This window comes from Vibrio qinghaiensis (assembly GCF_002257545.1).
Classification (GTDB): domain Bacteria; phylum Pseudomonadota; class Gammaproteobacteria; order Enterobacterales; family Vibrionaceae; genus Vibrio; species Vibrio ordalii.
The window spans coordinates 2,639,432-2,652,751 of the sequence record NZ_CP022741.1; the positions used below are offsets into that span (position 1 = coordinate 2,639,432).

Annotated in this window: 11 protein-coding genes and 1 pseudogene; 2 read left to right on the top strand and 10 right to left on the bottom strand. The window is 37.8% G+C overall.

Going from position 1 to position 13,320, the window contains the following annotated elements:
• The first annotated feature begins 8 nt into the window (after window positions 1-8).
• Both CCZ37_RS12255 and CCZ37_RS12260 read left to right on the top strand, forming a co-directional pair.
• A complete protein-coding gene (locus tag CCZ37_RS12255; protein WP_094500644.1) occupies window positions 9-1,133 on the top strand; it encodes a M20 family metallopeptidase in 1,125 nt (374 codons plus the stop codon).
• A gap of 166 nt (window positions 1,134-1,299) precedes the next feature.
• Window positions 1,300-1,977, top strand: a pseudogene (locus CCZ37_RS12260) (M20/M25/M40 family metallo-hydrolase); the annotation flags it as partial.
• A 300-nt stretch (window positions 1,978-2,277) separates the two neighbouring features.
• On the opposite strand, the gene CCZ37_RS12265 reads toward CCZ37_RS12260, so the two are convergent.
• Genes CCZ37_RS12265 through CCZ37_RS12310 form a run of 10 tightly spaced genes read right to left on the bottom strand, consistent with a single transcriptional unit; the run spans window position 2,278 to window position 13,319 of the window.
• Window positions 2,278-3,444, bottom strand: coding sequence for a nucleotide sugar dehydrogenase (locus tag CCZ37_RS12265; protein WP_094500645.1), 1,167 nt, complete (start codon window positions 3,442-3,444; stop codon window positions 2,278-2,280).
• An 18-nt stretch (window positions 3,445-3,462) separates the two neighbouring features.
• Window positions 3,463-4,920, bottom strand: a complete 1,458-nt coding sequence (locus CCZ37_RS12270) for a phosphomannomutase (RefSeq protein WP_094500646.1) — start codon at window positions 4,918-4,920, stop codon at window positions 3,463-3,465.
• A 2-nt stretch (window positions 4,921-4,922) separates the two neighbouring features.
• The gene (locus CCZ37_RS12275; protein WP_088729214.1) at window positions 4,923-6,329 is read right to left on the bottom strand and encodes a mannose-1-phosphate guanylyltransferase/mannose-6-phosphate isomerase; all 1,407 of its coding nucleotides are present in this window, start codon (window positions 6,327-6,329) and stop codon (window positions 4,923-4,925) included.
• An 11-nt stretch (window positions 6,330-6,340) separates the two neighbouring features.
• Window positions 6,341-7,540 (bottom strand): glycosyltransferase family 4 protein, encoded by a 1,200-nt coding sequence (locus tag CCZ37_RS12280; RefSeq protein ID WP_094500647.1) that lies wholly within the window; start codon window positions 7,538-7,540, stop codon window positions 6,341-6,343.
• Window positions 7,524-8,615 carry a glycosyltransferase family 4 protein gene (locus CCZ37_RS12285; RefSeq protein ID WP_088729216.1) on the bottom strand — a complete coding sequence of 364 codons (1,092 nt, stop codon included), beginning with the start codon at window positions 8,613-8,615 and terminating at the stop codon, window positions 7,524-7,526. Before CCZ37_RS12285 ends, CCZ37_RS12280 begins: the two co-directional genes overlap by 17 nt.
• Complete coding sequence (locus CCZ37_RS12290; protein WP_094500648.1) at window positions 8,612-9,607, bottom strand: glycosyltransferase family 4 protein; 996 nt, start codon at window positions 9,605-9,607, stop codon at window positions 8,612-8,614. Before CCZ37_RS12290 ends, CCZ37_RS12285 begins: the two co-directional genes overlap by 4 nt.
• The gene (locus CCZ37_RS12295) at window positions 9,594-10,805 is read right to left on the bottom strand and encodes a hypothetical protein (RefSeq protein WP_094500649.1); all 1,212 of its coding nucleotides are present in this window, start codon (window positions 10,803-10,805) and stop codon (window positions 9,594-9,596) included. The genes CCZ37_RS12290 and CCZ37_RS12295 overlap by 14 nt, the downstream gene beginning before the upstream one ends.
• Window positions 10,802-11,908: a glycosyltransferase gene (locus CCZ37_RS12300; RefSeq protein ID WP_094500650.1), complete on the bottom strand. Its 1,107-nt coding sequence runs from the start codon at window positions 11,906-11,908 to the stop codon at window positions 10,802-10,804. Before CCZ37_RS12300 ends, CCZ37_RS12295 begins: the two co-directional genes overlap by 4 nt.
• Window positions 11,901-12,677, bottom strand: a complete 777-nt coding sequence (locus CCZ37_RS12305) for a glycosyltransferase family 2 protein (RefSeq protein ID WP_094500651.1) — start codon at window positions 12,675-12,677, stop codon at window positions 11,901-11,903. The genes CCZ37_RS12300 and CCZ37_RS12305 overlap by 8 nt, the downstream gene beginning before the upstream one ends.
• A 12-nt stretch (window positions 12,678-12,689) precedes the next feature.
• Complete coding sequence (locus tag CCZ37_RS12310) at window positions 12,690-13,319, bottom strand: acyltransferase (protein ID WP_094500652.1); 630 nt, start codon at window positions 13,317-13,319, stop codon at window positions 12,690-12,692.
• Window position 13,320 lies beyond the last annotated feature (1 nt).

A 13,320-nucleotide genomic window follows, 5' to 3' on the forward strand; every position in this document is an offset into this window, starting at 1 on the left:
GGGCTATCATGCAGTTTTCTCTCAATGAATATCTCGAAGAACTTCGTCCTCTCATCAATGTCGATTGTGGTACGTACACCACTGATGGCATTGAGTTCATCGCTTCTCAATTTGAAGGGAAGTACCAAGCGATGCCAGGTTGGAGCGTAAAACGCATCGACTGTGGCGGCGCGGGCATCGGTCTTGAAGTTCGAAACAAGCCCGAAGCTGAGCAAATTGACGTGATGCTGATTGGTCACATGGATACCGTGTTCCCTGTCGGTACCGCTGAGTTACGTCCCATGTCTCAAGATGCTGAAAAAGCCTACGGCCCCGGTGTCTCGGACATGAAATCTGGCTTGCTGAATATTGTGTACGCGCTGCGTAACCTCGACCAGGCAGTGTTAGATAAACTGTCGATTTGTATCTGCATGAACCCAGACGAAGAAACCGGATCGCTAGATTCGGTCGACTGGATTCAATCTGTTGCGAAGAACGCAAAGCACGTATTGGTGGCAGAAGCAGCACGCGCAGACGGCGGCTTAGTCAAAGCGCGCAAAGGCATGGCGCGTTACAAAATCACGTTTAACGGCGTGGCGGCACACGCTGGCAACGAGCCAGAAAATGGTCGCAGCGCAATCACTGAGATGGCGAATTGGATTCTGGCAGTCAATGCGATGACAAACTTTGAATCTGGTACCACGTTGAACGTCGGTATTGTGTCTGGCGGTAACGGTGCAAACATCGTCCCTGAACATGCAGAAGCGATTGTGGATGTGCGTTTTTGGCATAACAATGAGTACGATGAAGTGGATACTAAGTTGAACGGTTTAGTAGAAACACCATTTGTTGATGGCGTTAGCATCATGTTGGTTCGTGAAGCTTACAAACCTTCTATGGTTCCAAGTTCACAAACAGAGCGCTTAATGTCATTGGTGGAAGAAGCGGCAAATGAGCTGTCTATCGACATCAACTGGAAGGAAGTCGGCGGTGGCTCAGATGCTAACAATACCGCTATTCTGGGTATTCCTACGCTTGATGGTTTTGGCCCTATTGGTGCTGGCTTCCATAGCGATCAAGAGTACTTATTGCTTGAGTCTATCGAGCCACGTATCAAAATGCTGATGCGTGTACTGGAGAAGATTGCTCAATAAGGCATTCTGCTTCTAAAGCTTGGTTCCCAAAACCATAATCCCCAAACTTCGGCTTGGGGATTTTTTATACCCGTTCAACTTGAAGATGCAGGTCTCAGAATCTGAACCGTTATCCGTGTCAGAGACATGGACGTGTCAAATACATGGGTGTCCTGTATTTCCCCGGATTCAATCTGTTGCGAAGAACGCAAAGCACGTATTGGTGGCAGAAGCAGCACGCGCAGACGGCGGTTTAGTCAAAGCGCGCAAAGGCATGGCGCGTTACAAAATCACGTTTAACGGCGTGGCGGCACACGCTGGCAACGAGCCAGAAAATGGTCGCAGCGCAATCACTGAGATGGCGAATTGGATTCTGGCAGTCAATGCGATGACAAACTTTGAATCTGGTACCACGTTGAACGTCGGTATTGTGTCTGGCGGTAACGGTGCAAACATCGTCCCTGAACATGCAGAAGCGATTGTGGATGTGCGTTTTTGGCATAACAATGAGTACGATGAAATGGATACTAAGTTGAACGGTTTAGTAGAAACACCATTTGTTGATGGCGTTAGCATCATGTTGGTTCGTGAAGCTTACAAACCTTCTATGGTTCCAAGTTCACAAACAGAGCGCTTAATGTCATTGGTGGAAGAAGCGGCAAATGAGCTGTCTATCGACATCAACTGGAAAGAAGTCGGCGGTGGCTCAGATGCTAATAATACCGCTATTCTGGGTATTCCTACGCTTGATGGTTTTGGCCCTATTGGTGCTGGCTTCCATAGCGATCAAGAGTACTTATTGCTTGAGTCTATCGAGCCACGTATAAAAATGCTGATGCGTGTACTCGAAAAGGTAGCTCAGTAGCGCACTCGACAACTTAGTTCCCTACATCACGATCCCCAAACTTCGGCTTGGGGATTTTTTATACCTGTTCAACTTGAAGATGCAGGTCTCAGAATCTGAACCATTATCCGTGTCAAAGACATGGGCGTGTCAAATACATGGGTGTCCTGTATTTCCTTAAGTGATGAAATACTGAGCAAATTACAAAAGAGGTAGCTCTTAGCTCATTCTCGTTGAAAGTAATTAACGTTGAAAAAAGATAATAAAAAAGGCCTATATCGAATAGGCCTTTTTATTGCAAGAATCAAACTTAGTTGAAAATCAATCCGAACCAAATAAATCTCGGGTGTAGACTTTCTCTTCTACATCAAATAGCTCTTGCGCCATACGGTTTGACACAATCACATCGCTCATCGCTTTGAACTGTGCTAAATCAGTAATTACTTTTGAACGGAAAAATTCAGCTTCCTTCAGTACGGGTTCGTAAATAACCACCTCCACACCTTTTGCTTTAATCCGCTTCATAATGCCTTGAATGCTTGAAGCGCGGAAATTATCCGAACCTGACTTCATGATTAAGCGATAAATTCCGACAGTTTTAGGGTTTTGCTTAAGGATCGACTCGGCAATAAAATCTTTACGCGTGGTGTTCGCATCAACAATCGCGCTGATGATACTGTTCGGTACATTTTGGTAGTTGGCGCGTAATTGCTTGGTGTCTTTCGGTAAACAGTAACCACCGTAACCAAAAGAAGGGTTATTGTAATGCTGCCCAATGCGTGGATCTAACCCGACACCTTCAATAATTTGCCGTGAATCTAACCCATGAGTTTCGGCGTAAGTATCTAGCTCATTAAAGTAGGCCACTCGCATGGCTAAATAGGTGTTGGAGAAAAGTTTTACCGCTTCCGCTTCGGTTGAATCAGTAAACAGAACGGGTATATCTTCTTTCACGGCCCCTTCAACCAACAAGCTTGCGAACACTTTTGCCCTTTCGCTACGCTCACCAACAATAATGCGTGAAGGATGAAGGTTGTCATACAAGGCTTTGCCTTCACGTAAAAATTCAGGAGAGAAGAGAATATTATCGCAACCATACTTCTCTTTCACACTTTGGGTAAAACCGACCGGAACGGTTGATTTAATCACCATAACTGCAGATGGGTTGATCGCCAATACATCTTGAATGACGGATTCCACAGAACTGGTATTAAAGTAATTGGTTTTTGGATCATAGTCCGTTGGGGTAGCAATGATCACAAAATCCGCTTCTTGGTAAGCTTGCTGCTTATCAGTAGTGGCATAGAAATTAAGCGGTTTTTCTTTTAGAAAATGTTCAATTTCGTTATCCACAATCGGAGAGATTTTATCATTCAATAAATCAATTTTTTGTTGAATGATATCAAGAGCCATGACGTGGTGATGCTGCGCAAGCAGCATTGCGTTAGACAAGCCGACATAACCTGTCCCTGCTATTGTTATTTTCATATTAAATTCCTAAGCCAATCAAATATCATCAGTCTCAATGCGAGTTGAAACATTCAGCAATGTCACATTAGATAAAACTGTATTGACCAAATAGATTGCATCACTAAGAGTACAAGCCTCGGCATAGCAGCGTAGCTCTGGTGCATTACCCGATGGACGAAGATGTACTATGTTTTTGCTTGCTAGATGAATCCGTAGCCCATCGGTTTGATCAACTGACATCACGGAATCGGCTTCAATGCCAAGTTTTTTGATCAATAAATCAGGTTCATTCCTACCGAACGCAATAATCGCGCGGCTATCTTCTATGGCAAAATTTTGAATACGATCACTATGCGTGTAACGTTTAGGTAGCGCTTCTAGTAATGCCGTAATGCCTGACTCTTTCGCCATTGAAAGCAGCATAATAAAGGGCAAAACCGCATCGCGTGTTGGCAGTGCTTTGAGTGCTTTGCCATTGATTTTAACATCAGAACCTAACAGATAACCGCCATTGGCCTCAAAACCAGAGATAGCATCATACTGTTTAGCCAGCTCAGCAAACTCGGCGATCACATAGGGCGAACCAATACGAGTGCGCGACACATGGCTAAATTGCGGGATGGACTCTATCACCGTATTGCAGCTTACTGGCACCGCTAGTGCTTGCATGTTCATAGCCTGTGCGCATAACACGCCAAGAATATCACCGCGCAGCCATTCACCATTTTCATCGGCAACTAATGGCCTATCACCATCGCCATCGGTAGAGAAAATCGCATCCAACTGATACTGCTGTGACCACGATCTGGCCTTAGCCTTATCAGCTTCTGATACCGCTTCGGTATCAATGGGCACAAACTCGTCACTGCGCTCAAGTGAAATCACTTCAGCACCTAATGTGGTAAATAGAGGTTGATAAAGATCGCGCCCCGCGCTGGAGTGCTCATAAATACCGATGCGCTTACCCGCCAGTAAGTCGCTTTCAAACAAGGTGGTGTAACGCTCAATATAAAGCTGGGCCGCGCGTGGATTGACTACCAGAGAAGGAAGTTCTTGTGGTAAGGAAAATTCCACTTGAGCAGCTAAAATTGCTTGTTCGTCTGCTTTGGTAATTTCACCATCTGGGCGGTAAAACTTCAGGCCATTGCGATCAAATGGAATGTGGCTACCTGTCACCATAATACAGGGGATAGTTTGCTGCATAGCCGCATAAGCCAGCGCTGGCGTTGGCACCACACCATAGTAGACGGCCTCTAAGCCCTGTGACTCAATCGCGGCGATACAGGCTTGCGCCATGGCCGGACTGCTTGGGCGGTTATCGATGGCAATTGCAACCTGCTTAAATTCAAACTTGGGTTGAATTGAGGATATAAATGCATGAGCAAAAGCTGCACACACATCTGGCACAAATTGCTTAACAAGACCACGAGCACCACTGGTACCAAATTGAATACCTGACTCTTTCATAATATCTGCACTTACTAGAAGATTCATTTTTAGTATCCTTCCCCTTCAGTACCAATACGTTCGATATCATCCTCGGCTAAATAACTACCGGTTCTAACCTCAATTAATTCTAAATTCACTTTTCCAGGGTTCTCAAATGAATGAGCAGCACCTACTGGAATATAAGTTGATTGATTTTCTGAGACTAAGTATGTTTCATTACCATTTGTGACTTTTGCTGTTCCTGATACAACAACCCAATGTTCAGCACGATGGTAATGAATTTGAGTTGCTGTTTTTTTCCCAGGTCTGACTACGATTTTTTTAACATGGTAACGATCACCTTCAGCAATTTGATCATGCTTCCCCCAAGGACGATAAACGTCTTGATGCTGACGATATTCAGAACGGTCACATTGTTTGAGTTGATTAACTATATTCTTAACATCTTGAACTTTATCTTTATGAGCGACCAAAAGCGCATCTTTCGTCTCAACAATCACTAAATTATCAACACCAACTGTCGTGACTAATTTATTTTGAGCATAGATGTAGCTGTTTTTAGTTGAGTCTAGTAGGACATCACCACGAATCGCGTTGCCGTTAGCATCTTTAGCATTAATATCCCACAACGCAGACCATGACCCAACATCACTCCATCCCGCATCCATAGGTAAAACAACTGCTTTATCTGTCTTTTCCATAACGGCATAGTCAATAGAATCGTCAGGGCATTGAGCAAATAGCTTTTTAGGTATGCGAATAAAATCCAGATCTGAATAAGATGAGTTCATCGCGTTTTCACAAATATCATAAATGGCGAAGTTATATTTTCTTAGTTCATTTAGATATGTCGATGCTTTAAACAAAAACATCCCACTATTCCAAGAGTACTTTCCTGTTTCTAAATACTGTTGAGCAGTTTCAAAATTAGGTTTTTCTACAAAGGCTTCAACATGATATAAATCATTATCAAAAACTTTCCCTTGTTTAATATACCCATACCCAGTTTCAGGGTGAGTAGGAACGATGCCGAACGTTACTAACATGTCATTCTCAGCCGCAGGTATAGAACGGTTTACCGATTCAATAAAAGCTTGTTCATTTGTTATCACGTGATCAGCAGCTAAAACTAATAATAAAGGATCTTGCCCATCACGAATCGCTTGAAAAGCAGCTAAAGCTATTGCGGGAGCGGTATTCCTACCAACTGGTTCTAAAATAATATCCGCGTTATGGATACCTAACTCTCTCATTTGTTCTGCAACCATAAAACGGTGATCATTATTACAAATAATAATAGGGTCACTTTTAGGGAGCAGCTTTAGGCGTGAAATTGTATCCTGAAGCATTGAGTCATTATTAACTAAAGAGATAAATTGTTTCGGATATTGAGTACGAGATAAAGGCCAAAGACGAGAACCAGAACCACCGGCCATAATTACAGGGATGATCATATAAATAACCTTTAGTTAGAAAGAATTTGATTAATCCTGGCGGAAAAAGGAGCCAGCTTGCCAGTCCATGAATGATGTTCTTTTACATATTGAAGTGCATTAGCAGATAATTTTTCAGCGTAATTCACATCATTTTCTAACCGAAGAATAGATTGAACAAAGTCTTGTGGTAAATCAGCAACAAGAATATCTTTATTAGGAATAGAATCTAACCCTTCAAGACCTGTACTTGTCGTAATTGTCGGTAACCCCAAGGCCATATACTCGAGGATTTTATTTTGAACCCCAGCAGCCAACCTCACAGAGCAAATACCGGCAATAGAGCCTCTTGCATGTGCAATAACACAATCAACTGCGCCAGTAGCAATAACCCCCTCATGACGATTTAATTTCATTTCATCGTCAGGCTTTATTCTTCCAATAACCTTAAATGTATAATCACCATTTTGCCGTAATAAAGGAAGACACTCTTTTGCAAACCACATAGCTGCATCAAAGTTTTGAGCTGAAAACATATTACCGATAAAAACAACTTCTTTTTTATTCGGTGAAAATTCATAAGTTAGCTTTGATACATCGACACCATTCGAACATACCAATGTTTTCTCATAAACATCAGTTTCTGGTGTAAATAAGAAATCTTTATCAAACTTCGAGACTAATAAGTTACAATCAAACTTTTCTGCAGTCTGCTTTTCATAACGATTTAAGCGTTTTTTTTCTAATTTATAAATTAAACCTTTAACACCAGCATTATTCTTTGTTTCACATACTCTTGAATAATTCATCGATATGGCATCAGTCATTTCTAATACTTTTTTATTCGGCAAATCTTTTGCATAATCTGCCATTCTTATCAAGTGCGGTAGAACTAAGTCATGATCTTTAGATAAAACATTTACTACTTTAGAAAATTTGTGTGATTTATAATATGCCACTTGCAATGGTGTTTTAGTTGGAAGAGCAAGAATACAATTAAGATAAGAACGGTATTTAGGAAGAAACACACGATGAATATTAGAAAAAACACCATCGTTAGGTATATCTAATGTCATTTCATCTTTCGTTTCACATAAACTAACTAATGTTAATGAATAATTATTAGCTAACTCTTTACATAATTCAAAGATTCTTAGCCTATCGCCACCAATGACTGGATAAGGAAATCGAGGGGTCAATACAAGTATTTTCTTCTTAGCAATCTGAATCACAATACTTTCTCCAAAAAACTTTGATTTGTCTATTTACAGCACTTTCACTAAATTCGCTTGCTCTTAAATAAGCCTTCGATACTCGGTTTTCAGATATTGACACTTCTTCAGTCAATATCTCTATAATAGATTTTGAAATAGCATTAACATCACAAGGATCGAATAATAAAGACGAATCACCAACGACTTCAGGTAAGGAGGTTGAATTACTGCAACAAACAGGAGTTCCTGATGCCATGGCTTCTAAAAGAGGAATACCAAATCCTTCGAATAAAGAAGCAAAAATAAATGCTCTTGCTTCTCTATATTGCACTTGTAATTCCCTGTCTGAAATAAACCCAAGAAACTCAACATCGCTTTCAATTTTAAACTTCTTTGCGATTTCTATAAATTCAGAATGATGCGCAGCTTTAATACCAGCGATACGTAATGTAACATTGTCATCTATATACTTTTTTGCTAAAGAAAAAGCCTCAATTAATTTAGGTACATTCTTACTAGGAGCTTCACCAGCAACTGTAAATAAATAAGGCTTTCTCTCCGAGAGTCCAGCATATGCCCCAAACCATTTGTTACTTATTGAATTTGGAATAACTTTGATTTTACTTTCAGGTATATTTAATTTTCCGACCAACTCACTCTTTGTATATTCAGAGACGGTAATAATCACATCCGAATTTTTTGCAACTTTTGGCACAACGAAACGACGATAATATCGCCCTAGTGTTTGATATAAAGACATCGATAATGGAAGTTCATTTTTAGAACGCATGAATATTAAATCATGTATAACAACTATTTTTTTTGCTTTCCCACAGCCGATTATAGGCCCTGTGTTATAAGGAAAAATAATATAATCCATTTGTTCCTTTTTGGATAAAAAAGGAAGGATGCATTGTTCCCACCAAGGAAAAAAAGAATTGCCTTTTTTTACCACATTATAATTTGAAGTGTCTATATTATTAGGTGCAAAGGCTGTGATTTTTTCTTCTACTGGTTTAATTAAGAATTCTGCAAAACGCCCCATGCCTCTATGGTTATTTACCATCCATCGAATATCTATTCCAAGTTTCACTTAACACCACGCTTTTCTAATACTTGATCGACAACAGCAATAAATCCCTGTGTCATTTTCTCTAATGAAAATTTATTTTTTATCGTCGCTATCGAATTCTTACTCAACGTTGTATACAAAGCTCTATCTTGTTGAATTTTATGAATAGCAAGAGCTAATTGTTGTGGTTGATAACCATCAAGTAATAAACCGTTATCTAAATGTTGAACAGCTTCAGGAACGCCGCCAACAGGAACGGCTACCACAGGAACCCCCTGCGCCATCGCTTCTAGAACAACAAAAGGAAACGCTTCATTTTTTGATAACATTAATAATAAATCAGCTTGCTCATAATATTGCGTAGGATCATCCTGAAAACCAGCCCAATGCACTCGTTCAGAAACACCTAGATCTATTGCAAACAATTTTAAACTTTCAATATCAGCACCAGAGCCAACCAGTGTTAACGTTGCGTCCTCAATATGAACTAACGCCTCTATGGCTAGTTTCTGGTTTTTATTCTCATTAATAGCGCCTACCATCAGCAGGTTTAACTTACCACTAAGCTCTCTAGGAACTTCAGTTTTAAGTTCAACCCCATTATAAACAGTCGTAATTTTACCTTTAGCGTATTTGTCCGGAATGCATTTATTACAAACTCGAATTACTGCATCCACTCTTTTTAGACATAAGTACAATAAAATTTTTCTAATTATTTTTTTATATACAGGCGCTTGGGAATCATTAATATCGCTATGTTGGATATAAATTAAAGACCCTTTCTCAAAAAAACCTTTGTACATTGAACTATTACCATTCAATACTTTAATAATCAATTTTCCATCTATATTAAATACGGTAGATAATGATCTTAAACTCTCAGGCATACCCATGAATGATATTGAAAAACCATCATTTTTTAACTGTTCAGAAAGACGGATTAAATATATTTCCTGCCCACCTATAACATTTGAATGATTATTAAGTTGAATATAAACACTATCGCCTTTCATACCGACAACTCGTTAATAATAATGAAACACATACACCTATATATGGTGAAGTTATAGATGACTGGAAAAATAAAATGAATGATAGAAAATAAAAAACCATTAAAGTTAGACGATCAAATTTAATTTTAATAAAAATGAAAACAATTAAAAATAAAATAATAATTAGCGACATGAACCATCCGAGGTCAGAAATTAAACTATAAAAAATTGTTTGTGGCTCAGTAGGCATACTAGACTTATATTGTAAACCTAGTACCGAATGATAAGCTATGAAGTCCCAACCATTTTCATGAGCAACTAAGAACCAATTGTTTTTTATAGCTCCAAGCCCACCAAAAATAAAATTATCCATCGAATACATAACAGCTAATGAAGCTAGAATTAACCTAGTACTCCCACTTGGTTCAACTATTGTCATTAAAACTAAAAAATCTTTCCACGTAAAATCTTTTATATTTGTGATGGTAATAACTAAATCCACAACTCTTTCATTTTCAGAAACTATTAATATAAATACAAATAAAAAAATCATCAAGTATGGTAAATGGTTAATTTTAAAAAACTGGATAAACAAAAAACCAATTAGAAATAAAAACGATAACAATGATCCTGTTAATATCAACAATATATATAATAACACAACAGTAAAGATGAATGTTTTTTTTGATATTTTATTTTCAGAGTAAATATATGTAGAGTTACACATAATAATTAGAGATGCCAAGATTAAAGACATATAACTTTGCTCTGGAGCAATTATAGGAACACCTCGACCTCCAGCTTCTAAACTACTATTAACCCTTGGGGTAACCACATCAAAAACAAAAGATAAATTATTACCAAAAAACTTCTGGTCTAATGCGATAATAATAAAAAAAAATGCAATTATGGTGTAATTGTTAAAACTCAAATATTCACTTTTCAAATTGCACATTGCAATCGTTACAAAGATGAATACCAGATATTTTATTAAAGTTCCAGAGTCGCCATCTGCAAAAAAAACAAAAGCTACAGAGTACAATAAAAAAAAATTAAGAATTGCAAATAACAATGCATAATAGCTATTTTTTTTATTTATCAACCCATCGAAAAAAAATATCAATCCGATAATAAATAAAACAATAGGCTGCGTTTCTCCTAAAGAAGGGATTAAAGAAATATATATACTTATAAAACCTAAAAAAATATAATTACTCATATTTTCAATACCGAACTTAAATACTTATCTTTCATATTCATTGGACTTAATGGGATAAGTTTTTTATATCTAGAATTATTAATTATGAAAGATTCTATTTCAATATTTCGAATATCACTTACTAAACCTATATTATATGAAGAATTAAATTCAATACCAGCGGCTACTGATCTAGACACCAAAAAGTTACAATCAAAAATAAGAGCCTCATTAACCACCATTCCCCACGGCTCGTCTTCTGAAAGTAAAATCAATGAGTCGGCTGCAACATAAAGTTCTGATAGTGATTTATCTTGTACAAACCCACAAAAATTAATATCGCTAAAGCCTAACTCAAACGCTTTTTTGCGCATATCCTGTTCCAGAGGGCCAGTACCTGCAACAATAAAATGCAATTTCGTTTTCTGACTCGCTTTCGCAAGCAGTTCTAATGTTTCAAGAACACGTTTTCTCGAGATCAGTTGCCCCACATAAATAAAGCAAAATGCATCAGGATCAATACCTAATCGCGTTCTTATCGCTTCTCGTTGTGGCTCTAATTCTACTTTATGAGTTAAAAACAATTCATTATCTACCGCATTATTAACAATGCTGATTTTTGATTGATCAACACCACATTGGCGAAGATAATCTTGTGCCATTTTGCATGAAGCAATCAAATGCGATGCATGCTTATACATATAGTTTCTAAGCTTAGCGACAATGCCTTGCGACACCTTTGATGTTGTTGTAATTTCATTCCACACTACATAAGGTATTCTCAGTAATTGACAAGCAAATACGGCAATAAAAGAAGTCCAAGAAGCATCGCCTATAATCAGCTTATCTGGCCTATGTGAAATAAGTTCCCATAAGATACCAAAGCGAAAATGCATAATACGGCGTGCATCTTTACCTGATTTCAGGTTTAAAGTTATGCCAAAAAGACGTTTTACTTGATAATCCTGCTCTTTATTTACTAACCATTCACGATCACACTCTTTATCAACACAAGTCAATACACGAAAACGAGTAATATTTTTATCAGATGCCATTTCTTTGAAAAATGGCACACGGTATGGCGTAACCATATTCGTTAGAAGTGAAATTTTAAGATTAGACATTGCGACTCACTCTCCAAACATTGAAATATAACCACGACTTTTTCAATGTATTAAGCAACGAAGTTCGTTTAACTATTTCTATAAAATATTTATCTAAAAACAGCTTATAACCTAGTTTTGCTCTCGATGAGAGACCGATTGACTCACCACCATGTCGATGGTAAATAGTCTGAATGTCTTCAACAACTTCTGCTGTATAGCCTTTCATAAAAATAGCAGTCCACATATCCCAGTCTTGACAACTTGGTAATGCTTCATCAAATAATCCTGCTTCAACAATCGCACTTTTTCGTACCATCACAGAAGCTGACATAATAAAATTAGTTGTTAAAATATATTTTCTAACATCCCCTCTAAACGAGTGACAACTTTTATATGACTCCTGACCTTTTTGGCCTATAGCCTCTGTCCAAGTATAGATTAAGCCAAGCTTTTCATTCGATTGGGAAGCAATATCCCATTGTTTTTCCAGCTTCTCAGGTAACCATTCATCGTCATCATCCACAAGAGCTATCCAATCGTTTTTAGCTAGCTTAATACCTGTATTACGAACAGCTGGTGCACCTGAATTTTTCACCAATTCCATATATTGAATTGAATTAAAACAATGGCTAAATTTTTTAACACAAACCTCATACTCGCCCTTCATTCCTGATGCATCATCAACAATAATAACTTCTTCTGGAAGTAAAGTTTGTTTTGAAATAGATAATAGAAGGCGTTCTAAACGATCTGGACGTTTATAGGTTGGAATGACTACTGATATCATCTTTTTACCAATTTATTTGATTAAAATAATACGGGAGGGAGATCCTATTATTACACATCTTTCTTCATATTTTTTTGTAACAACGGTATTCGCACCTACTACACTATATGGTGGTATATTTGCCCCTCCTAATAACGTACTTGAATGCCCCAACCAACTCCCTTTACCTATAAATATTTTTTCGCTTGGTATATGTCCTTGATACATTATTGGTTTATCTTTCTCTACAAAACCGTGGTTTCCGCTATTTATATGTGTATATGGTGCGATAAGAGTATAGTCTTCTATATGAATTTTTGAATAAGCCTGTACATGGCTAAATGCATTAATCCTAACTGAATCACCAATAAATACTCCCTCTCCACCAGGATGAGCTTGTAGATATACTCCTTCGTCAATCTGCACATTATCAGAAATATAAATCAAATCTGAACCTGAAATCCTAATAGAATTTGGAATAAGTCTAAAGTGCCCATGTTTACCCCACCGAATGTTATCACCATAAAATAGAAAACATTTTTTATAAATTCGTTTATAAATCAATTGAAATAAAATCAAATCTAAACATACTTTAACATAATGAATAAAGCCGTCTTCAATAAAAGCTTTATTTATTATTATCATTATTCTTTTTCTTAACATT

Bases quoted from the DNA above. Each gene is read 5' to 3' on its own strand.
- CCZ37_RS12255 (WP_094500644.1), top strand. From the start codon at position 9: ATGCAGTTTTCTCTCAATGAATATCTCGAAGAACTTCGTCCTCTCATC.
- CCZ37_RS12265 (WP_094500645.1), bottom strand. From the start codon at position 3,444: ATGAAAATAACAATAGCAGGGACAGGTTATGTCGGCTTGTCTAACGCA.
- CCZ37_RS12270 (WP_094500646.1), bottom strand. From the start codon at position 4,920: ATGAATCTTCTAGTAAGTGCAGATATTATGAAAGAGTCAGGTATTCAA.
- CCZ37_RS12275 (WP_088729214.1), bottom strand. From the start codon at position 6,329: ATGATCATCCCTGTAATTATGGCCGGTGGTTCTGGTTCTCGTCTTTGG.
- CCZ37_RS12290 (WP_094500648.1), bottom strand. From the start codon at position 9,607: ATGAAAGGCGATAGTGTTTATATTCAACTTAATAATCATTCAAATGTT.
- CCZ37_RS12295 (WP_094500649.1), bottom strand. From the start codon at position 10,805: ATGAGTAATTATATTTTTTTAGGTTTTATAAGTATATATATTTCTTTA.
- CCZ37_RS12300 (WP_094500650.1), bottom strand. From the start codon at position 11,908: ATGTCTAATCTTAAAATTTCACTTCTAACGAATATGGTTACGCCATAC.
- CCZ37_RS12305 (WP_094500651.1), bottom strand. From the start codon at position 12,677: ATGATATCAGTAGTCATTCCAACCTATAAACGTCCAGATCGTTTAGAA.
- CCZ37_RS12310 (WP_094500652.1), bottom strand. From the start codon at position 13,319: ATGTTAAGAAAAAGAATAATGATAATAATAAATAAAGCTTTTATTGAA.